The organism is Marinobacter sp. C1S70 (assembly GCF_000475355.1).
Lineage (GTDB): Bacteria > Pseudomonadota > Gammaproteobacteria > Pseudomonadales > Oleiphilaceae > Marinobacter > Marinobacter nauticus.
In genome coordinates this window covers 25861-45941 of sequence record NZ_AXBW01000010.1, presented here as the reverse complement: position 1 = coordinate 45941, position 20081 = coordinate 25861, and the positions used below count along the sequence as shown (strand labels likewise).

18 protein-coding genes are annotated in these 20081 nt (G+C 58.4%); 9 read left to right on the top strand and 9 right to left on the bottom strand.

From position 1 onward, the window contains the following. The first annotated feature begins 95 nt into the window (after window positions 1-95). Together Q669_RS01935 and Q669_RS01930 are read left to right on the top strand one after the other, a co-directional pair. A complete protein-coding gene (locus tag Q669_RS01935; RefSeq protein WP_022991033.1) occupies window positions 96-2303 on the top strand; it encodes a DUF1631 domain-containing protein in 2208 nt (735 codons plus the stop codon). A gap of 5 nt (window positions 2304-2308) precedes the next feature. Beyond that, entirely contained in the window at window positions 2309-3073 is a 765-nt protein-coding gene (locus Q669_RS01930; RefSeq protein ID WP_036148405.1) for a TonB family protein, read from the top strand. 8 nt (window positions 3074-3081) lie between these two features. Here the strand turns inward: Q669_RS01930 and grxD are convergent, their stop codons facing one another. Beyond that, window positions 3082-3408: a Grx4 family monothiol glutaredoxin gene (gene grxD, locus Q669_RS01925; RefSeq protein WP_014420735.1), complete on the bottom strand. Its 327-nt coding sequence runs from the start codon at window positions 3406-3408 to the stop codon at window positions 3082-3084. Between the two features lie 200 nt (window positions 3409-3608). On the opposite strand from grxD, the gene argF reads away from it, so the two are divergent. Both argF and Q669_RS01915 read left to right on the top strand, forming a co-directional pair. Then, the gene (argF, locus tag Q669_RS01920; protein WP_022991031.1) at window positions 3609-4523 is read left to right on the top strand and encodes an ornithine carbamoyltransferase; all 915 of its coding nucleotides are present in this window, start codon (window positions 3609-3611) and stop codon (window positions 4521-4523) included. Between the two features lie 3 nt (window positions 4524-4526). Continuing rightward, window positions 4527-5603 carry an ABC transporter ATP-binding protein gene (locus Q669_RS01915; RefSeq protein ID WP_011785781.1) on the top strand — a complete coding sequence of 359 codons (1077 nt, stop codon included), beginning with the start codon at window positions 4527-4529 and terminating at the stop codon, window positions 5601-5603. Window positions 5604-5606: 3 nt separating this feature from the next. Here Q669_RS01915 and glpK read toward each other — a convergent pair whose 3' ends face one another. From glpK to Q669_RS01900, 3 genes are all read right to left on the bottom strand, one after another. Further along, on the bottom strand, window positions 5607-7088 hold the full coding sequence (glpK, locus tag Q669_RS01910) for a glycerol kinase GlpK (protein WP_022991030.1): 1482 nt from the start codon (window positions 7086-7088) through the stop codon (window positions 5607-5609). 244 nt (window positions 7089-7332) lie between these two features. After that, window positions 7333-8904 (bottom strand): ATP-binding protein, encoded by a 1572-nt coding sequence (locus Q669_RS01905; protein ID WP_022991029.1) that lies wholly within the window; start codon window positions 8902-8904, stop codon window positions 7333-7335. Between the two features lie 58 nt (window positions 8905-8962). Beyond that, a complete protein-coding gene (locus Q669_RS01900) occupies window positions 8963-9697 on the bottom strand; it encodes a response regulator (protein ID WP_011785784.1) in 735 nt (244 codons plus the stop codon). A gap of 242 nt (window positions 9698-9939) precedes the next feature. On the opposite strand from Q669_RS01900, the gene Q669_RS01895 reads away from it, so the two are divergent. Further along, entirely contained in the window at window positions 9940-10701 is a 762-nt protein-coding gene (locus Q669_RS01895; protein ID WP_022991028.1) for a GNAT family N-acetyltransferase, read from the top strand. Window positions 10702-10716: 15 nt separating this feature from the next. Beyond that, complete coding sequence (locus Q669_RS01890; RefSeq protein WP_036148401.1) at window positions 10717-11535, top strand: lysophospholipid acyltransferase family protein; 819 nt, start codon at window positions 10717-10719, stop codon at window positions 11533-11535. On the opposite strand, the gene Q669_RS01885 is transcribed toward Q669_RS01890, so the two are convergent. The 4 genes from Q669_RS01885 to Q669_RS01870 form a co-directional block, all read right to left on the bottom strand. Continuing rightward, the gene (locus Q669_RS01885) at window positions 11495-11971 is read right to left on the bottom strand and encodes an FKBP-type peptidyl-prolyl cis-trans isomerase (protein ID WP_022991026.1); all 477 of its coding nucleotides are present in this window, start codon (window positions 11969-11971) and stop codon (window positions 11495-11497) included. The genes Q669_RS01890 and Q669_RS01885 overlap by 41 nt on opposite strands. After that, window positions 11971-14184, bottom strand: a complete 2214-nt coding sequence (locus Q669_RS01880) for an acetyl-CoA hydrolase/transferase C-terminal domain-containing protein (protein WP_022991025.1) — start codon at window positions 14182-14184, stop codon at window positions 11971-11973. Before Q669_RS01880 ends, Q669_RS01885 begins: the two co-directional genes overlap by 1 nt. 140 nt (window positions 14185-14324) lie before the next feature. After that, window positions 14325-14678, bottom strand: a complete 354-nt coding sequence (locus Q669_RS01875; RefSeq protein ID WP_011785789.1) for a hypothetical protein — start codon at window positions 14676-14678, stop codon at window positions 14325-14327. Between the two features lie 233 nt (window positions 14679-14911). Then, window positions 14912-15949: an NADP(H)-dependent aldo-keto reductase gene (locus tag Q669_RS01870; RefSeq protein WP_022991024.1), complete on the bottom strand. Its 1038-nt coding sequence runs from the start codon at window positions 15947-15949 to the stop codon at window positions 14912-14914. Between the two features lie 104 nt (window positions 15950-16053). Between Q669_RS01870 and Q669_RS01865 the strand changes: the two genes are divergently transcribed. The 3 genes from Q669_RS01865 to Q669_RS01855 all read left to right on the top strand — a co-directional run bounded on the left by Q669_RS01865 (window position 16054) and on the right by Q669_RS01855 (window position 18544). Continuing rightward, window positions 16054-17301 (top strand): glycosyltransferase family 4 protein, encoded by a 1248-nt coding sequence (locus Q669_RS01865; RefSeq protein WP_081699705.1) that lies wholly within the window; start codon window positions 16054-16056, stop codon window positions 17299-17301. Beyond that, window positions 17267-17815, top strand: coding sequence for a phosphatase PAP2 family protein (locus Q669_RS01860; protein ID WP_011785792.1), 549 nt, complete (start codon window positions 17267-17269; stop codon window positions 17813-17815). Before Q669_RS01865 ends, Q669_RS01860 begins: the two co-directional genes overlap by 35 nt. A gap of 66 nt (window positions 17816-17881) precedes the next feature. Further along, complete coding sequence (locus Q669_RS01855; protein WP_022991021.1) at window positions 17882-18544, top strand: hypothetical protein; 663 nt, start codon at window positions 17882-17884, stop codon at window positions 18542-18544. Here the strand turns inward: Q669_RS01855 and Q669_RS01850 are convergent. Beyond that, a complete protein-coding gene (locus Q669_RS01850; protein WP_022991020.1) occupies window positions 18532-19941 on the bottom strand; it encodes a pectin acetylesterase-family hydrolase in 1410 nt (469 codons plus the stop codon). The two genes, Q669_RS01855 and Q669_RS01850, sit on opposite strands and share 13 nt — an antisense overlap. Window positions 19942-20081 lie beyond the last annotated feature (140 nt).

The following is a 20081-nucleotide window of genomic DNA, read 5'->3' as shown; positions in this document are numbered from 1 at the left end:
TGCAGATCAAAATGCGCTAAATTTATCCAATAATCAGAACAGACAAGAATCAGGCTCGGTCATGTATCCGGTTGAGGCGTAAACAGGAGTCGGCCATGAACAAGCAGTCCGGCATACATTACCTCCGCGAGCACAGGGAAGCGGCAAGCACCCGACCGGTTCCTGCGGAGGTAGCCCGCATCCGCGACACCGTTGTTGCGGGGCTGGGTGATTTGTTGCAGGGGGCTTTCGATGCCGTCGATGATTCACTCTTCGAACTGGCCAACAATGCCCGCAGCAACAATGAACAAAACCGCTACTTCGAAGCCATGCGCGAGATTCGCATCAAGCGCAAGGGCGTAGAGCGTCATTTTCAGAATACGGTTGCCCAGTTCTTTGCCAACCCGCCCCATGCCGGCCAGCTTCCTTCAACCGAAGCCAGCCCGCAGGCCAGTGCCGACACTCTTTCGCTGGTTGGCAATGACGATCTGGAAGAACAGGTTGCCTTCAACGCCATGACCACCAAGGCCAAGGCGCACTTCCAAGGCCCTTTACTGCAATTGCAGGCCCGTTTTACCGAGATCTATCCGGACGCCACCGAGCAGGAGCCAGTCAACCCGATGGCACCGGAGCACCTGTGCAGCGCTTTTACCGAAGCGATCCAGGCCCTCGATATCCAGATTCGCGAACGGCTCATCCTGCTCAAGCAATTTGACCGTTACGTTATCTCCAACCTGGGCATGCTCCTGGATGAAGCCAATCGCATTCTGATCCAGGCCGGCGTTATCCCGAACTTCCGTTATCACGGCAAGAAGAGCCAGAGCCAGAAGCCATCGGCAACGGCAGACAGCTCTGCCGAGAGCCCCAGCGAGACGACTGCCGGCTACGATCAACGCCCGGAAGACACCGTACTGTTTGACCAGATCCGTCAGATGCTGGCTCTGCAAAGGTCCAATGCCGGCATACCCCCACGCAGCACCGATCCCTCTCTGAGAGTGGTCGGAGGCCGGGAACTGGCCGATATGCTCAACGCCATTCCGCTTCAGCAAAACTGGCCGGAAACCGACGACCTTAGCACGGGTGAGCCCGTAACCGTCGACCTGCGCCAGGTCGTTCAGCAACTGCTGGCTAAGGCCGACGCTCAAGATGGTCGCCAGCCCGCACTGAATGAAGTGGATGAAGATCTGATCAATCTGGTCTCCATGCTGTTCGAGTTCATCCTTGATGACTACAACCTGTCCGCCCCGGTTCAGGTGCTGATCAGTCGCCTACAGATTCCGATTCTGAAGGTTGTGATCAAGGACAAGAGTTTCTTCAGCAAGGCAACCCACCCGGCCCGCAAGCTGCTCAACTCCCTCGCCCGCGCGGGCATTGGCTGGAGCAGCAGCGATGAGAAAACCCGAGACAAGCTGTACGGTCAGATACACAACGTGGTGCAACGAATCCTCAATGAATTCGATGGCAACATTCAGTTGTTCGAAACCCTGAACGAAGAATTTGAGCAATTCCTGGAGCGAGAAAACCGTAAGGCCTCCCTGGTGGAACAGAGAACACGAGAATCGGAACGTGGTCGCATCAAATCCCAGAAGGCCCAGGAAGAGGTGGACCGGCTGTTACGGGAAAAAGTATCCCGTTACCGGCTTCCGGACTCGGTCAGCGATATTCTGATGAATGGCTGGAGCCGGGTTATGTTCCTGGCCTACCTGAAGGACGACACCGAACATCGCTGGCACGAAACAGCACGGGTCGTGGATGACCTGATCTGGTGCCTGCACCCCCACGAAGAAGATGAAGAGCGTGACCAGTGGGTTCGGGTTGTACCCGGTCTGTTGAAATCACTGCGGGCAGGACTCGAGGAAGTCTCCTACAACGCCACCCGGCTTGATCAGATGATGGGCCACCTGAAGCATGAGCTGGCTGAGGCCTTCCGGACCAACGCTGCCATCGAAGCCCGTCAGGATGCACCGTCGGATGCCGAAGACGAAGCCCCGACCGTGCACCAGACGGCCGTGGAACGGCAGCAGGAACTGGAAGATGCCGCGATTGCCGAATACGTAGCCAAACTCGACACTATCGAAATTGGCAACTGGGTGGAGTTCCGCCTGGTCAACGGCACCAGCTTCCGCTGCAAGCTCTCAGCCATTATTGATGAAGCGGACTGCTTTGTGTTCGTCAACCGTATGGGCCTGAAAGTCATCGAGAAAACCCGTGTCGAGCTGGCTCATGAGATGCGCCGTGGCCGCCTGACGCTGCTCGAACAGGGCGCCTTGATTGACCGGGCTCTGAATGCCGTCGTGGGCAATCTGCGCACAAAAACCGCCTGATATAGATGCCGGACACGGGTTTTCGTCCACCCTCAATGCCGGCACCCTATCGGCTTCTGCTGGCTGTTTCCCTTGCCATACTGGCCCATACTCTGGTACTGGCCGGGCTTCCATCGCCACTGAAGGAGGCCCGGGAACTGACACACCGCCTGGTTTTTACGCTGACAAGCCCGGCGGCCGTCCCGACACCAGAGAGCATGGCAAGCCCGGAACCGCCAAAGCCCAGGCACTCCGAATTCGAGATCCCGCCGGCCGAGCCGGTGGTAACCTCGACAGAATCTACCTTCAGTGCTCCGCCCGAATCGCAAACCGTCGCTGCGACACAGCCAGATTCCCCGAAGCGGACAACCGAAAGCACCCAAACCCGGGCAACATCCTTCGAATCCCCTGCATCAGTTGCTACACCTGCATTGACTGCACGTGCAAGCGAGGCCGTAGAAACGCCGGAGCCAGTAAGGCAAAAGACTGAGACTCCCGATGAAAGAGACCCTTTTGTCGCAAAACTCTCAAGTCATTTGTCGGAAAATCTCTTCCGAGAGACGATTAGGGTGCCTATAGACTCGGTGGGATCAAAGACATGGATAGCAGAAATAGAACTCAGATTAATGGGAAATGGCGCGGTGACGCGCGCGAAAATCGTTAAATCAACGGGTCTGAAGGATGTAGACGACGCAATATACCGGGCGGCTTTAGAGGCAAGCCCCTATCCCGCTCCAGAGAGCGGGATAGGAGGTCGTTTTACGATAAAGCTTAAGTACCGTTACGAGTAGCAGAATGATCAGGCTTCGGCCTGACCTGCAGCATCCTTGACCATCTTGGCCAGCTCGCCACTTTCTGACATTTCCAGAACGATGTCGCAACCACCCACCAACTCACCGTTGATGTAGAGCTGCGGATAGGTTGGCCAGCTGGAGTAGACTTTCAGGGCCTCACGCAGTTCCTGATTGTCGAGAATATTCACAAACGCAAAGCGCTCACCGCACGCCATCAGAGCCTGAACAGTACGTGCCGAGAAACCGCACTGCGGAGCTTGCGGGGTGCCCTTCATGTAAAGAATAACCGGGTTCTCTTCAAGTTGGCTCTTGATGGTTTCATTGATGTCCATGAACTCATTCCTCTGGTTGGGAGTCAGCTTTGCCGCCAAACGGCATTTGCACTTATTGTACACGGGTGCCTCAGGCCTCAACAAACCGTCCGTTTTGACCCAGAACAACAGCACCGCGCGTGGCGTTGTTTTCAGGGTAGCGACGGGCTAGACTTGTTGGCTTTTCCGAACGGGCAGTTTGCTTGAAACAGGGGCCTTTCATGGCAGCGAGACATTTTCTGACACTGAACGACATGACCACAGCAGAACTGGAAGATCTGCTCGATCATGCTTCCAAATTGCGCAAAGAGTGGCGTTCAGGCCAGACCAGGGACACCCTTAAAAACCGGGTGCTGGCAATGATCTTTGAAAAATCGTCCACCCGGACCCGGGTTTCCTTCGAAGCCGGCATGACCCAGCTCGGGGGTACCGCCATGTTCCTCTCGCCCAGGGATACACAGCTTGGCCGCGGCGAACCGATCGAAGATTCTGCCATTGTGATCTCCAGCATGGTCGATGCGGTGATGATCCGTACCTTTGCCCACGAAACTGTCGAGCGCTTTGCCACTGCCTCCAGCAAGCCCGTGATCAACGCTCTCACCGACGAATTCCACCCCTGCCAGCTGTTGGCCGACATGCAGACCTATCGGGAGCTTCGCGGCAGCATCCGTGGTGCCACCGTGGCCTGGATTGGTGACGGCAACAATATGTGCCACTCGTACATAAACGCTGCAGAGCGTTTCGATTTCCACCTGAACGTTGCCTGCCCAGAGGGTTACGAACCGGATCAACAACTGATCGAACAGCATGCTGACAGGGTGACCGTTGTGCGCGCGCCAGAAGAGGCAGCACGAGGCGCCCAACTGCTGGTCACCGATGTCTGGGCTTCCATGGGCCAGGAAGACGAGCAGAAAGCCCGGGAAAAAGCCTTCCGCAGCTATCAGATCAACCCGGCTCTGATGGCTCAGGCCGACAAAGACGCCCTCTTCATGCACTGCCTGCCCGCCCACCGGGGTGAAGAGATTTCGGCAGACATGATGGACCACGAAAGCTCGGCAGTCTGGCATGAGGCGGAAAACCGGCTGCATGCCCAGAAAGCCTTGCTGGAATTCCTGATTCTCAATCGTCTGGACTGATCCATGCCCGAAGCCCTGGTGCCCCCCGCAGACTGGCTGCTGGAAGTAAACAATCTGTCCTGTGGCTACGGCGGTGATTCCGTTGTCAAGGACGTCAGCTTTGCCCTCAGCCACGGTGATATTGGCTGCCTGCTGGGCCCCAGCGGCTGTGGCAAGAGCACCATTCTCCGGGCGCTGGCCGGCTTCCTGCCGATTTCCCGGGGTGAAATCCGCCTGCAGTCACAGGCCATCAGCCTGCCCGGGCGGGCACTGCAACCGGAAAAGCGCAAGATTGGCATGGTGTTCCAGGACTATGCCCTTTTTCCGCATCTGAGCATTGCCGATAACGTCGGCTTCGGTCTGAAGTCATTAAGCAAAGCGGAACGTCGACAAAAGGTCATGGAGTTGCTGAACCTGGTGCACCTCCAGGACCTTGCAGACAACTATCCCCACGAGCTGTCCGGCGGCCAGCAACAACGGGTGGCCCTGGCCCGGGCACTGGCACCAGAGCCAACACTGATCCTGCTGGATGAGCCTTTCTCCAACCTGGACACAGATCTGCGCCGCCGGCTGAGCCTGGATGTGCGGGAAATCCTCAAGACCCTCGGCATCAGCGCCATCCTGGTTACCCATGATCAGCAGGAAGCCTTTGCCATGTGTGATCAGGTGGCGGTTCTCCGGGACGGGCAGATTCAACAGTGGGATGTACCCTACAACCTCTACCATGAGCCGGCGAACCGGTTCGTGGCCAGTTTTGTCGGGCAAGGTGGGTTTATTCCCGGCAAGGCCCTGGGCCCTGACACCATAGAATCGGAACTGGGCGTCATCCATGGCAACCGGGCCTACAAATGGCAACCAGGCACCCTGCTGGACGTCCTGATCCGGCCGGACGACATTGTTTTCGATGAAGACTCAGAGCTGAAGCCAAAGGTGGTGGAAAAAACCTTTGCCGGAACCTCCACGCTCTATCGTTTCCGGTGTTCAGAAGACACTGAATTTGAGGCCCTCTTCCGGAGCCACCTGGACTTTAACCTGGGTGAGCAGGTACCGGTCCGGGTGGAGGCTGATCACCTGATCGCCTTCGAACGCACCGGCCATTGAACCTCAGTGATTACAGACTCGCTCAACAGCATCCAGCCAGCCGGCATAGAGTGATTCCCGCAGCCCCGGCGCCATATCCGGCCGGAACTGGTGCTCGCATTCCCAAAGCGACGTAATCTGCTCCAGGCTATCGAAAACCCCGGTCTGCAAACCCGCAAGATATGCGGCCCCCAGCGCCGTGGTTTCGGTCACGCTCGGCCGGTCAACCGGCACATTGAGAATGTCCGATAAAAACTGCATCACCCAGTCGTTCACAGCCATGCCTCCGTCGACTCGCAGCGATTCCAGTCGGGCGCCATCGTTGCGAATGGCGCGCACCAGGTCTTTGGTCTGATAGCACACCGACTGCAAACCCGCCGTGACAATCTCGGCAATGCCGGTATCCCGGGTCAGCCCCAGGATTGCACCCCGGGCGTTCGGGTCCCAGTGCGGGGCTCCCAGGCCGGTGAACGCGGGCACCAGATACACCGGATTATTCACACCGACCGTCGCCGCATGCTCCGCCGATTCCCGGGCATGGGAAATCAACCGAAGCCCATCCCTGAGCCACTGCATGGCGGCACCGGCAACAAAAATACTGCCTTCAATGGCATAGCAGGGTTTGCCGTTGAGGCGGTAAGCTACCGTCGTCAATAACCGGTTTTCAGAGCGCAGGGCCTGCTGGCCGGTGTTGAGCATCAGGAAACAGCCTGTGCCATAGGTACTCTTGGCCATTCCCGGCTCAAAACAGGCCTGGCCGATCAAAGCGGCATGCTGATCACCGGCAATACCGGCAATCATCACCGAAGCGCCCAGACATTCGGGTTCCGTCAACCCGTACTCAGCTGCACTGTCGAATACCTCCGGCAACAGAGCAGCAGGCACCCGAAACAGCTTGAGCAGCTGCGGGTCCCATTGCTGTGTATGGATATTGAACAGTGCAGTGCGGGACGCATTGGTGGCATCGGTACGATGGTGCTTGCCGCCGGTCAGATTCCAGAGCAACCAGGTATCAATGGTGCCAAAGGCCAACTCACCGGCTTCCGCGCGCTGGCGGGCACCGTCAACGTTGTCCAGAATCCACGCTATCTTGGTGGCAGAGAAGTAGGGATCAATCAATAATCCGGTGCGGTCAACCACCAGGGATTCATGGCCATCCTGGCGCAACTTGGTACACCAGGACGCGGTACGGCGATCCTGCCAGACAATGGCGTGATGAATCGGCTGCCCCGTCGCCCTGTCCCAGATCACAGTGGTTTCCCGCTGGTTGGTAATGCCGATGCCTGCGAGGTCAGATGCCTTAATCTTGCCGTTGTTCAGGGCTGAACGACAGACCGCCAGCGTACTGTCCCATATTTCCATGGCATCGTGCTCAACCCAGCCATCTTTGGGGAAGTACTGGTGAAACTCCTGCTGGGCAACGGCCACCTGAGCGCCTTTGTCATCAAACACGATGGCGCGGGAACTGGTGGTACCCTGGTCTATGGCAAGCAGATATCGGGACATCAAAACCTCCTGTTTTTTTCAGGAGATTTTAACAGGAAGGGGATCGAGCGGTGTGACGCGGCGCGGAAATAAAAAAAGGGCCGGAAAAACCGGCCCTCAAATGACGAATGAAACAAGGAAAGTTCGTAAGAACTACAACCTCAAAAGTCATCCCTTACGCTTTGAAGTATTACCCAGGGCTGCGGAGGGTTCAGTTGTGGTTGTGTAGAGCTTTGTTACATCAGGTGAGGTACCGAGCACTGGTTCACAAATCCGGGTCTGCGGGCTTCAGGCGCGGCCAGACCAGGCTGAACCGGGCTCCGCCCAAGACATCACTGCGGCCCACAAACGCCTGCCCACCGTGCCAGTACAGAATCCTGCGAACAATGGACAAGCCCAACCCGTAGCCGCCTGAGGTGCGGGTACGACTGTCATCTAGCCGGGCAAAGGCGGTGAACACCTTCTCCCAATCCTGTTCCGGAATGCCCGGGCCATCGTCTTCCACATCAATCCGGCAATTATCTTCATCCAGATGGCAACTCACCCGCACACGGCCTGCGGCATAGCGCGCGGCATTGCCGACCAGGTTCTGAACCGCCCGGTGAATGTAACGAGGCTCCATATCGGCCTGCGCCCAGCGCTCCGAGGCTTCGTCAATCTGACACTCAATGTCGACTCCCTCCCGGATCAGCCGCTGTTCGGAGACAACCTGCCTGACTATATCCGTGACCGAGCCCTCCCGGAGACTGAACACCGGCCCGCCCTGCTCCAGCCGGGCATAGGTCAGAATCTCGTCAATCAGTTCGTCGAGCTCCTGGATGTCGCCATCAATGCCCTCGAGCTGCTTTTCGAGCACTTCCTGGGTACTACCGGATTCAATCATCTGAACGCCAAACCGGATACGGGCCACCGGCGTTCTCAGTTCGTGGGAAACCGCGTGAATCATTTCCCGCTGCACCTGCACCAGGCGCTGGATATGTTCCGCCATTCCATTGAACGAAGTCCCCAGCCGGGACACGAGCGTGCCCTGCTCGGATTCCACCCGGGCTCCCATCTCACCCCGGGCAATACGAATCGCTACCGACTCAACCTTGCGCAGATGACTCTCTACAAAACGCAACGCAAGAAACAGGGCCACTGCCAGCACGCCACCGACAACAGCGGTCAGCAGCAAGATAATCGGCCAACCCCAGGAATTGAAGGGGGGAGGCAATGTCACCACAACCAACGCGCCTTCCGACAAACGAACCAGCGCCCTGGCACGGTTATCACCGTGTTCAAAAATCGCCAGCCCGGTGTCGCCAAGCCGCTCAAGCGCCTGCTGATCCGGCAGATCCTCGGCCTTCTGAACCAGACGGATATCGAGATTCAGAGACTCTGCCAATTGCTGCGCCACATCCGCACGCTGAGCCGCAGGGCTGGTATCCAGATGCCAACGCACCATCAACGAGATTGCCCGGGCCAGATCCCGGTAGGGTTGCTCCAGATGTATGCCGAGCACCTCGCCCCCGAGACCAAGGACATAATAGCCATACCCGCTATCGGTTGACTGCGCCACCACCTGGCCATAGCCCAGGCGCTCAAGCGCAACCTGGGAAAGCCCGAAGTCGGCCGCAACGCCACTGTGCAGACCAAACATCGGGGCCATCCAGTGATACTGACTGAGCGGATCCGGGGCCGCTGCCAGCCAACGCATAACCGGTGTCATGGCCTGCTCATGCCAGTATTGTTCGCGAACGGAGTTGATGCCGTTAAACAGCAGGACGCACACCAGCACGACCGCCGCCGCAATGGCAGCAATACGAGCGTAGGCTTTCAGGAAAAATTTCAGGGACATCGGGCCAACCCTGGTAACCGGCGTTGCCACCTTCGGGGCGGCAACGCCTCAGGCGCGATCAGGCTTCCTTGACGAACAGGTAGCCCTTGCTGCGAACGGTTTTGATACGGCGCGGGTGGATGGGATCGTCACCGATTTTCGGGCGGATCCTGGACACGCGAACGTCAATGGAACGATCCTGCCCATCGTACTCGATGCCCCGGAGTGCGGTGAAAATCTCTTCCCTGCTCAGCACCCGCCCGGCATTACTGGCCAGCAGCCAGAGCAGGTCGAACTCAGCACTGGTGAGGTCGATACTCTCGTCACTTAACCAGGCTTCACGCATGGAACGATCGACCACGAGGTCGTTGAACTGCAAACGCACCGGCTCCTCCCCGGACGTCTCCTGCCCGCTAACGGGCGAGGTTTCTACCCGGCGCAGCATGGCACGGATGCGGGCGAGCAGAACGCGCGGTTGGACCGGTTTGCCAATGTAGTCATCCGCGCCCATTTCCAGGCCCAGGACCTGGTCCAGGTCGTCTGTCCGGGCGGTGAGCATAATAATAGGGCCATTGAAGAACGGCCGTACCCGCCGGCAGATGGACAGACCATCTTCGCCAGGCAGCATCAGATCCAGAACCACAAGATCAGGCTGCTCGTTGCGGATCCGCTCAACAGCGGCTCCCCCGTGGGTTTCCAACGACACTGTCAGGCCATTGTTCTCAAGGTACTCGCGGGTCAGATCCGCAAGCCGCTCATCGTCCTCTACGATCAGGATTCGCCAACTCTCGTTTGTTTGTTCCACGCCATCCATCTCTGATTATTTTATTCCGGTTTCAGGGTTGTACACCCGACGATACAGGCAACGTTCAGTTACAGCAATTATACATGCTATTCAGAAATATACATGGAACCGCCAAAGGGTTACAGCCTGTGACACATATCCGTTTTCCTGAAAAGGGTCTCGCACTGTCACAGAGACGTCACCCTGGCGTCACCGCGCTGTCATACCGGCTTCATAGCCTTGACCTGAAACAGAAACACAGAGGCCAAGCCATGACTGCAACCACCGCGAGCCTTCAACCCCGCCGGGGCCGTAACCTGAGTACCGAACTGACCCGTGACCCGGAGCTCATAGAAGCGGCGCAGCGCCTGCGTTACCGGGTATTCTCCGAGGAGTATGGCAGCGATCTCGGCGCCACAATCCCGGGTATTGATGCCGATGCCTACGATGCGGCATGCGATCACCTGATCGTCACTGACGCAGACACCGGTGAACTGGTGGCCACCACCCGCATACTTCACCAGGACGATACGGCTTCAGTTGGCGGCTTCTACTCCCGAGGCGAGTTTGATCTCGCGGCTCTGGAAGCCCTGCCCGGAACACTGGCTGAACTCGGCCGCACCTGCGTGCACCCGGACTACCGCAATGGCGGCACCATCACGCTGCTGTGGTCAGCGGTGGCGGAGTACCTGGTGCAGCGCAACGTTACCCATCTGATCGGCTGCGCCAGTATCAGCATGGCCGACGGCGGGGCAAAAGCCTGGCATGTGGCCCGGCTTCTGCAACAACAGCATCTGTCTGAGCCGCATTGCCGGGTAACGCCAAAGCGCCAACTGCCACATCTTGCCCATCCGGAATCAGAACGCTCTGTGGACATACCGCCCCTGATCAAGGCGTACATGCGCCTGGGCGCAAGGGTCTGTGGCGAGCCTTGCTGGGATCCTGAATTCCGCTGTGCCGACATGCTGGTGCTGCTGGAGGTCAGTAACCTGGCCGGCCGCTACAGCCGGCACTTCCTGCGTCGCCCCGCCTGATTCGGAGGATTGCCGATGAGCTGGCTTCGACTGAGCTTTCGCTTAGCAATGTTTGCAGGCTTCCTTGTCGGAGCCTGCGCGCTGGCGGCTTTGCTCCGGATCTCCGATCTGGCCAGGACCAGACCGGTGGACAAGAATCCCTGGGCCACAATCTGTTTTCGGAAGGCATGTCAGTGCCTGGGCTGGCAGGTTCAGGTTTATGGCCAGCCCTGCCCGGAAAACGCCCTGTTTGTCGCCAACCACATCAGCTGGTCAGACATCCCGGTTCTTGGCAGCATCACGCCCATGCGGTTTCTGTCAAAAGCGGAAGTAGGTCAATGGCCGGTGATCGGCTGGCTGGCCCGGCAGGCCGGCACGCTGTTTATCAAACGTGGCGGCGGTCAGGCCAGAGCTATCAAAGCCAGTATCGCGCAATGCCTGCAGGCTGGAGAATCGGTGATGGTCTATCCCGAGGGAACCACCAGCACCGGGGTAGCCGTATTACCCATGCACGGACTGTTGATGAGCGCCGCCCGGGACAGCAACACGGCCATACAGCCAGTGTCCATCGGTTATCGGCGAGAACGGCGCCCTGACTCACTGGCGCCCTTTGTGGGCGATGACAGTTTCCACTGTCATCTGTTCAGGCTGCTGCGGCAGCCAACGGGGCAGATCATCGTAATACTGCATCCGCCCCTTGGACCGGATCCGGATCTATCCCTGAATGAGCTGACCGGGTGCATACACCAGCAGATCAGCCAGGGCCTCGCCCGCATTCACTCGGGCGAGTTCGACCAGGTACCCGAACGCCCTCTCAGAACAGCGGGCGACCCTGAGCTACCTCGTCTTCAGTAGCCTCGCGACGACCCACGATTTCCAGATCAAAATAGAGAGTGAAACCGGCCAGAGGGTGATTGGCATCCACTTTGACCAGGTTGCCGTCGATCGCCACCACCTGTACCACCTGGGCCTGATCACCGGAGTTAGTCTGGAATTTCATGCCCACATCCAGGTTTTCAACGCCCTCAAAGAGGGAACGGGGCACCTTGCGCACCAGGTCCTCGCGGTATTCGCCGTAGGCCATCTCCGGTGGCACGGTCACTTCCAGGCAATCACCTACGTTTCGGTCTTTCACCGCCTCCTGAATGCCGGCAATGATATCGGGGCTGCCGTAGATAAAGTGCAGAGGCTCGCTGCCTTCAGACGTATCCACCAGCTCACCGATGCGGTTCTTGAGCACGTAATGGACGGTAAAAACATCCGGCCGGGTGTTCGGGTTATCGGCTTGCATCAGCTGTTTTCGCTTCCTGTCTTTGTCGCGGGTTCAAGTTGCTGCAGGCCATGTATCACCAGTTTGCGATCCAGCTTCTCCCGAATGCCTGAGGGGTTGTTCAACCCCATGCGTTCGAGCAGCACCGCGTACTGGCCAGTATCGTCTTCAGCCCGGATGGCCTGCCAAAGGGTCGCCAGTTTACCACGGGGAGTGGCGGTTGCGGCTTTCAGTCCTTTAAGGGCTTTCCCCAGGGTCAGCTCCTCATCGGTAAAATCCCGGCCGAACGGGAACGCCGGGAACCAGTCGCCCTTACCGGGTGCAGCCAAAGCCTGGCGAACCGACGCCGGCGTATTGTTCTGCCAGTCCGCAGGCAAGCGGAAATCGTCACGGACCTTGCCCGCCTTCTGGGCATGTTTCAGCAAATCCGCCTGGAAACGGGAATCGGCAATACGGATCAGCGCCAGGAACACATCTTCGTCGGACCGCCCCCGCAAATCGGCAATGCCGTACTCCGTGATCACAATGTCCCTGAGATGCCTTGGAATGGTGCAATGGGCATAGTTGAAGACAATGTTGGACACTACCTGCCCACCCGACATGCGGGTGGCTCTGAGAGCCAGGATGGAGCGCGCCCCGGGCAACTCATGGGCCATCGAAACAAAGTTGTACTGCCCCCCCACACCACTGACCACGCGACCATCATCCAGCCCATCTGACACTGCCGCGCCATTGAGGGTGTACATCATCGCAGAGTTGATAAACCGACCGTGCAAACGCTGGGCGGCTTTGAGCTTCTGATCTCCGAACCGGTGATCGTAAAGATGGTTGATGAAATTGACACTGGTCATGCAGATCTTGTCACGCTGCTCTGGCGACAGATCTCTCAGAGCCTGGTAGAAGGCCTCCGGCCCCACGTAGAAGCCACCGTGCATGGCAATACCACCGGTGAGCCTTGAACCAAGACCCAGGGCCGCCAGCGCCTCACGGGTCTGATCCTGGCTGAGGTCTGCTTCTACAGCGTGATCTTCACTCAGGCGCAGGCGTCCGCCACGGAATTCCACTGTGTCCCGCAGAATGCCGTACTGAATCAGCCAGTTGACATCCCGCGCCCGCAATGGCGAGTCGATCAGCCCTTCCCGGACCAGCACATCCAGCATGTCGAGCGACGGCGTCAGGGTAATCTCGCCCCGGTTGATCAGAGTCTGCAAACCGGCATGATCAAATACTTCCCGCTTCAGGATGCCCTCCTGCATCAGATACAGGAAGCCATCCACCATCATTTCACTACAGCCATACAGGCCGGTCTCGAACGTACCGGTACCGCCGCAGCTGTCAACCACAGGGAACCTGGATCCCACATCCAGGTGGTCATAAACTGCGCGCCAGGCATCATTGTGTTTGTGGCGCAGAATGGCGTTGTGAACCAGCGAGGCTCCCAGTGAACCGATGCCAACCTGAAGGGTTCCGCCGTCCTTCAACAGGCAGCTGGCGTAGAATCCGATGAGGTGATCAGACGGACTGATGGCCATCTGAGGAGCCGAGAATAACGGATAGTCTGTCGATGGATGACTGAAGAGAAGATCAAACTGCTGTTCCTCGACGGCTGCATGATGGCCAAACCAGGGCAGGTACTGATTGATTTCAGCCACCATGGCCACCGGTACGCCCTGCTGTTCACGCTCCCGCAGCAGCGGCAGGATATCGAGTGACAGGTCCGGGTTACAGCTAAAGCTCACCTGGCCCGGAAAGCCATTGGGCTCGCCTGGGGAAACCATCTGCCCCACCACATTCACACCCTGCGCCATCAGGTCGCGAACGGCATGGGTGTAATTGGTGCATACGTAGTTTCGCTGCTGGTTGCGATTGTTCAGGTAGCTGCCAGCTTTGAAGAAAAATTCAGACACCTGGACATTGCTTGGCAAGCGGTTATTGGCGACATCACGGGCATAGGCCAGTTCCGGAATATCGCCAAACAGGCGCTTGGCGAAGGGCCCCATGAAACGTTTTTCCAGTGAAGAACTGCCCTCAGGCGCTAACAGGGAGAGCGCGGTCACAATATGCAGTTCAATGTCTGGATCATCCTTGGCACGCTGATAGAGCGCATTCACAAACCTCACCGGCTTGCCAAGACCAAGCGGCAAGCCCAGGGTAATGCGCTTGCCAACCCGTTCAATCACCCGATCAACACACCGTTCTGCGTCGTCGCAATAGACTCCGTTCTCTGCTGCCATTACCGGCTCCTCGTCGCTTGAGAATCTCAATTAAGGTGGATGATCACACGGCAGATTCAAGCTGACAATGCGTCAGGTCATGACATTTTGACAAAGCGGAAGGTCGGGAGAAAGATGGCGGGCACGCCAGGGAACAGCGGTCAGAACTTCCAGCGCAGGTTCAGGCAGGCACCTTCGTTCAACAGGGCGATGCCGTGGTCAGGCTGAGCCGGATCGGAAGCATAGGTCTTTTCAGCAGTGCGGGAGCGGCTGAGGCTCAGGCTGAGCAGACGGGAGCCGATAGCGGTAAGTGCATCGCTGCGGTCGTCTTCATAATCGCCGGACATCCATTCCTGAAGTTCGTAAACATCCTCCGCCGTCGTCATTTCGTCGCGCTCGGCCATCATGCGCTCGGAAAGCATCGGTTCCGACAACATGGGCTGCGCAGCGTCAGCCCGCATCGCAAAGGCGACGCTATTCAGGGCTAGGAGGACGACGAACAGGCGAAGAATCATGGCAACAGGAAATCCGGTATCGACATTGGCTTTATGTAATTCACAGTACCAAAGTCTAATGATTGCGACGAAGATTGGTGTGATTTTGCACACAATTTCGCCAGCGTTCCGTCGCCTGGCACCAGCTTTTTTGTCAATAAATGATCACTTATATTGCAGTATGTAACGACCCTGCCGCTGGTCGGAGCGGCAGGATCGCACCTGGCTACTGCAAGCCCTTATGCATACAGTCTTCAAGGGCAGGGATAGGTGAACTCGGCATGGATCGCCTCGATGGCGGACACGAGGTCGGGGCTCAGAGTCACACTGGCTGCCCCGATGTTCTCGCTGAGCTGCTCCATGGTGGTTGCGCCAATGATGTTACTGGTTACGAACTCCCGACTGTTCACCCAGGCCAGTGCCAGTTGGGCCGGCGTGAGACCATGTTGGTGAGCCAGCTCAACATAGGCCCTCGTGGCGTCCGCCGCCCGGTCATTGGTATAGCGACTGAACCGCTCGTACAGAGTCAGCCGGGCCTTTTCCGGCCATTTTCCCCCCAGGTATTTGCCGGTCAGCATGCCAAAGGCCAGCGGTGAATAGGCCAGCAGGCCGGTGCCTTCACGATGGGCAAACTCCGCCAGCCCCGCTTCAAAGGACCGGTTCAACAGGTTGTAGGGGTTCTGGATAGAGACCACCCGGGGCCAGCCACGCTGCTCCGCCAGGCGCAGGTACTGCATCGTGCCCCACGGTGTCTCGTTGGAAAGCCCGATGTGTCTGACCTTTCCTTCACGAACCAGTTCATCCAGTGCCTCCAGTGTTTCCTCAATGGGCGTCATCTGCTCATCGGGATTGCGGTCATAACCAAGCTTGCCAAAAAAATTGGCGCTCCGGTCCGGCCAGTGCACCTGATAAAGATCGATGTAATCCGTCTGCAGGCGCTTGAGGCTGCCCTCACAGGCAGAGCGGATATGCTCCCGGGTCAGCCTCGGCCCCCCGCGCAAATACCCGAGACCATTACCCGGCCCGGCCACCTTGCTGGCGATCACCAGATCATCACGCTGGCCACGGCGGGCCAGCCAGTTGCCCAGATACTGCTCGGTCAGACCCTGGGTTTCTGCCCTGGGTGGCACTGGATACATTTCAGCGGCGTCGATGAAATTGATGCCCTGCTCCATGGCATAGTCGAGCTGCTGAAAGGCTTCCTGCTCGCTGTTCTGCTCGCCCCAGGTCATGGTTCCCAGGCAGATCAGGCTGACCTCGATATCTGTAAAGCCAAGTTTTCGCGTTTGCATGGAATCTCCTTGCAATAGGTCGATAAGAGACGGGGTATAAACACGTAAACGGAATGTCACGGAGTTGTCGCATTTCTGTCATGGCGTCTTTCCATAGTAAAGGCATGACAGCAGAACCTTCAGGAACCCCCGTGACCGAAGCCCAGTTGACCGAACGGCGACCGCAACACATTACCATTGTTTCCGAGACGTTTCCGCCGGAAATCAATGGTGTTGCCAACACCATGCGGCACCTGTGTCAGGGGCTGATGCAACGGGGCCACCATGTAACCGTGGTGCGCCCTCGGCAGCCCCACGAACAGAAAGGACTGTTTGAGAGTACCGGGAGCGGGTTGTTTTCCACCGAACTGGTGGTTAATGGCTTGCCTCTTCCGGGCTACGCAGAGCTGCGCTTCGGTACCGCCCGCCCCTCGAGCCTGAAAAAGCTCTGGCAGAAACAGCGGCCCGACGGCATCTATGTGGCAACCCAGGGGCCACTCGGCGTGGCGGCCGTGAACGCGGCTCGCAGCCTCGCCCTGCCTGTCAGTTCCGGGTTCCATACCAACTTCCATCAGTACTCTCGCTATTACGGAGCGGGCCTGCTCGAACGGTTACTGTGTGCCTACGGTCGCTGGTTCCATAACAGAACAGCCATCACCCTGGTGCCTACCGGTCGCATGCAGCGGGTGACCCGGGACATGGGGATCACCTGCACCGGCCTCTGGAGCCGGGGCGTGGATTGCCAGCGCTTCACCCCCCACAAACGCGACCAATCCCTGCGTCGGCAATGGGGGCTGCACGACAACGAACGTGCCGTACTCTATGTCGGGCGCCTGGCTGCGGAAAAAAACCTGCGCATGGCTGTTGCCTGCTTCGAGCGTATCCGCGGCCTGCATCCTAATGCCCGCTTCGTGCTGGTAGGGGATGGCCCCATGCGCCGCTCCCTGGAAGACCGGCACCCGGACTACATATTCTGTGGCACCCGACGGGGCGAAGATCTGGCCCGGCACTATGCCTCCGGTGACCTGTTCCTGTTTCCCAGTAAAACCGACACCTTCGGCAACGTGGTGCTGGAAGCCATGGCCAGCGGACTGGGCATCGTCGCCTTCGACGATGCTGCAGCCGCAGAACATATCCGACATGACGAAAACGGCATGAAGGCTGAACTGACAGACGACGAAGCCTTCGTCAATCACGCCCTGAGACTGGCCGACCAGCCCTCACTGTTGAACCGAGTCCGCGCCCAGGCTCGCCTGGACGCTCTTGAATTGAATTGGAGCAGCCAGATCGACCAGTTTGAACAGCTGGTTTTAAACCAAACTGCACAGGCCCGATACCATGGCATTAACAAGCAAGGCATCTCGCTTCTTTGAGTTGGCAGACCAGCGAGAATTCGCGGTCTGCCAGGCCATTAATCGCAGCGTACGGTTCCGGCCGATTCTGGGGTATTTCCGAGTCGTCAGCCGACTTGGCGACGGTTGGTTCTGGTACGCACTGATTCTCTCACTGCCTTTCTACGCCGGGGACTCTGGCCCGGCCCTGGCACTTCAAATGGCGCTTACCGGGCTCACCTGCACGCTAACCTACAAGGCCCTCAAACGCTGGCTGATTCGCGAGCGGCCTTTTATTTCGTTTCCGGTTATTAACTGTGCAACGCCGCCACTGGACCGGTACAGCTTTCCGTCCGGCCACACCCTGCACGCGGTGTGTTTTCAGGCCATGCTGTTCGTTGCGCTCCCGGCCCTGGCCTGGTGTGTGCTTCCGTTCACCTTGTCAGTGGCGGCATCCCGGGTCATTCTCGGGCTCCACTACCCCAGCGATGTCCTGGCCGGCGCCTTGATTGGTGGCACTATGGGCTGGGCCTCTATGCAGTGGCTGGCCGGCTGAGCCCAACCCAGGCAGTTGCCGCATTCTGGTCTACACTGATTCCGGAGAATCCTGCCGGAGTGAGTCATGAACACAAAGATCCTGCTGGTCACCGGGGCCGCAATTATTCTGGCGCTGGCGCTCCTGTGGCCGACCAATACCCCGCCACCCGAGTTACCGCCAGCCGGAAACGCTCCGGATACCGCTTCAGATCCGGCCGAGGCCCCCCCGCCCTCTTCCGATGCCCTGTCACCAGAACAACAGGCGCTGCTGGACAACCCCAAGGTCAAGGCCTACGCCCAGCGGCTTGAATTTGAAGATGACCTGCACGATTTCTTTGCCAACGCCCCATCTCTCCCCGAACAGGAACGCCGGGCCCTGGCCGATGCCCTGCAAGAGCGTATGAACGAATACGAGGGATCTGTGCAGATGAGTGCTCCGGAAGCCGCGCTAATTCAACTGGCGATGATCCAGATTCTGGAGCCGGATGAGGAGGCAGCAAAAGCCGCCGCACAGCAACTCATGGACCGGTACCGGGCTGAATCCGGAGCCAGACTGCAGGCCTGGCTGGACGAACCCAGGCCGGACTTCGAACGCTACAAGGCCCGGGAAAAGGCGATTGTGGAAGAAGTGATGGCCATGGATGATATTCCCGGCGGACTGACCCGGGACCAATACCTGCGCGAGCGCCTTCAGGAAGCTCGGGTAGAGGCCATGGGCCGGTCCGCCGGCAATAATCAGAGCAACTGATCCAGCGACCAGTACAACAGGTTGAACGGTTTATTGTAATCGGCCACCGTATCGGTCTCCGAGGCCTGCATCACCGCACCGCTGCCATTCATCACGTTATTGACGAAATCCCCCAGTTCAAGGCCCAACTCCTGAATATCCGAATTGGCGAACTCGATAATGGACGTGCAGTGACTTTCATTCACGTCCCGAAACATGGGCAGGTAATAGCCGAAGTTATCCAGCCCGGCCAGCGTCTGCGTCAACCGTTCGGTATCCACGGCCCACTTCTGATGCAGCAAAGCCTCCTTGGTGGCCTGATCCGGCGCATTCTCGATCTCCGGGAAGAAGCGCTCATAGGAATAGGAGGAGTAGTTCAGGTCCCGCCAGAAATGCGTATGCCCCATACGGTCCTGTGGCAGCGCCGTCGCCAGCGCAGGATACAGGCTGCCGAGGTCATTCAGGTTCAGTGCCGGTAAACCGGACTTCAGGTAAGCCAGCGGGCCGCCCGGCTGGTCCAGCCCCCAGGATTGCCTGATGAAGCTCTGTAGCAGCACCGAAGGATACTGCTGAGGGTCGGCGCCAACCGGCGCACTGAAGGCAGGGCCTGAATCGTTGATCAGGAAACTTCGAGTCGGCGCCATGTCCCGCCGGGTTGGGTGATAGTTGGTCAAGCCACCAATGCCACCAGCACTGCAACCGGTCGCCAGCATTTGCCCGGGGCGTTGCAGGTTGTCCTTGAGCCAGCTGATCACCGCCCGGGTATTCCTCAGGCCGTTGTGATGCCAGATCAGAGGTTCCGCCTCGCCTTCAGGATCTTCATACACCGCCACCCGGTCGCCGGAATAGATATCCCCCGTACAGTAGGGTACGTAGACCATGTTCCAGTTCTGGGTTTTTACCCGGGTCCAGGGATGCAGACGAACCACAAACGGGCTCACCAGGCTGGCGCCGGGATTCAACAGAGACATGTAATCATCCGGGATACCATCGGGATTACGAGCTCCCCGGATCCCGGTCTGGCCACTGCAACTCTCGTAATCCCAGCAGGCACCGCCACCTTCAAAATAAACCACGGTATTGGAAGTGTTCGGCACCCGGTTCACGAAGAACTTGTACTCCGAACCGTTACCGCATACAGCGCCGGTTTCCGGCGCCAGTGCGATGGTCTGCCACTGGTAGTAGGCCCCCGCCGAGAAATTCTCGTAGCCATCGGGATTGGCCAACAAAGGGTAGGCACCCTGGCGCTGATCCGATGTCACCGGATTATCGGCACCGGGCGGCGACGCCAGGTTACCCAGGGTGCGCCAGAATCCATAATCCCCCAGCTCCGCCGACGCCGGAGCCGACAGCAACAATAACAACAAGCCCGCCAGCGCACCGGAGCGCCAGGGGCCACAACAGCCAGCTTTGTTCATTCTTGTTCTCCTGCGATTGTTGTTTCGGGGCGGGCGTGGCCCGCAACGCTTACAGCAGGATAGCGTCAACTAAAAGCTAGAGGTGACACACTGTCACGTCAAAGCGGCAGCCATGCCGTTTTAACCTAAAAAAATGGCGG

Coding starts and splice junctions, on each gene's coding strand:
- Q669_RS01885 (WP_022991026.1), bottom strand. CDS start 11,971: ATGCAAGCCGATAACCCGAACACCCGGCCGGATGTTTTTACCGTCCAT.
- Q669_RS01870 (WP_022991024.1), bottom strand. CDS start 15,949: ATGCAAACGCGAAAACTTGGCTTTACAGATATCGAGGTCAGCCTGATC.
- Q669_RS01890 (WP_036148401.1), top strand. CDS start 10,717: ATGAGCTGGCTTCGACTGAGCTTTCGCTTAGCAATGTTTGCAGGCTTC.
- Q669_RS01875 (WP_011785789.1), bottom strand. CDS start 14,678: ATGATTCTTCGCCTGTTCGTCGTCCTCCTAGCCCTGAATAGCGTCGCC.
- Q669_RS01855 (WP_022991021.1), top strand. CDS start 17,882: ATGAACACAAAGATCCTGCTGGTCACCGGGGCCGCAATTATTCTGGCG.
- Q669_RS01930 (WP_036148405.1), top strand. CDS start 2,309: ATGCCGGACACGGGTTTTCGTCCACCCTCAATGCCGGCACCCTATCGG.
- Q669_RS01895 (WP_022991028.1), top strand. CDS start 9,940: ATGACTGCAACCACCGCGAGCCTTCAACCCCGCCGGGGCCGTAACCTG.
- Q669_RS01905 (WP_022991029.1), bottom strand. CDS start 8,904: ATGTCCCTGAAATTTTTCCTGAAAGCCTACGCTCGTATTGCTGCCATT.
- Q669_RS01880 (WP_022991025.1), bottom strand. CDS start 14,184: ATGGCAGCAGAGAACGGAGTCTATTGCGACGACGCAGAACGGTGTGTT.
- Q669_RS01935 (WP_022991033.1), top strand. CDS start 96: ATGAACAAGCAGTCCGGCATACATTACCTCCGCGAGCACAGGGAAGCG.
- Q669_RS01915 (WP_011785781.1), top strand. CDS start 4,527: ATGCCCGAAGCCCTGGTGCCCCCCGCAGACTGGCTGCTGGAAGTAAAC.
- Q669_RS01860 (WP_011785792.1), top strand. CDS start 17,267: ATGGCATTAACAAGCAAGGCATCTCGCTTCTTTGAGTTGGCAGACCAG.
- glpK (WP_022991030.1), bottom strand. CDS start 7,088: ATGTCCCGATATCTGCTTGCCATAGACCAGGGTACCACCAGTTCCCGC.
- Q669_RS01850 (WP_022991020.1), bottom strand. CDS start 19,941: ATGAACAAAGCTGGCTGTTGTGGCCCCTGGCGCTCCGGTGCGCTGGCG.
- Q669_RS01900 (WP_011785784.1), bottom strand. CDS start 9,697: ATGGATGGCGTGGAACAAACAAACGAGAGTTGGCGAATCCTGATCGTA.
- grxD (WP_014420735.1), bottom strand. CDS start 3,408: ATGGACATCAATGAAACCATCAAGAGCCAACTTGAAGAGAACCCGGTT.
- Q669_RS01865 (WP_081699705.1), top strand. CDS start 16,054: ATGACAGCAGAACCTTCAGGAACCCCCGTGACCGAAGCCCAGTTGACC.
- argF (WP_022991031.1), top strand. CDS start 3,609: ATGGCAGCGAGACATTTTCTGACACTGAACGACATGACCACAGCAGAA.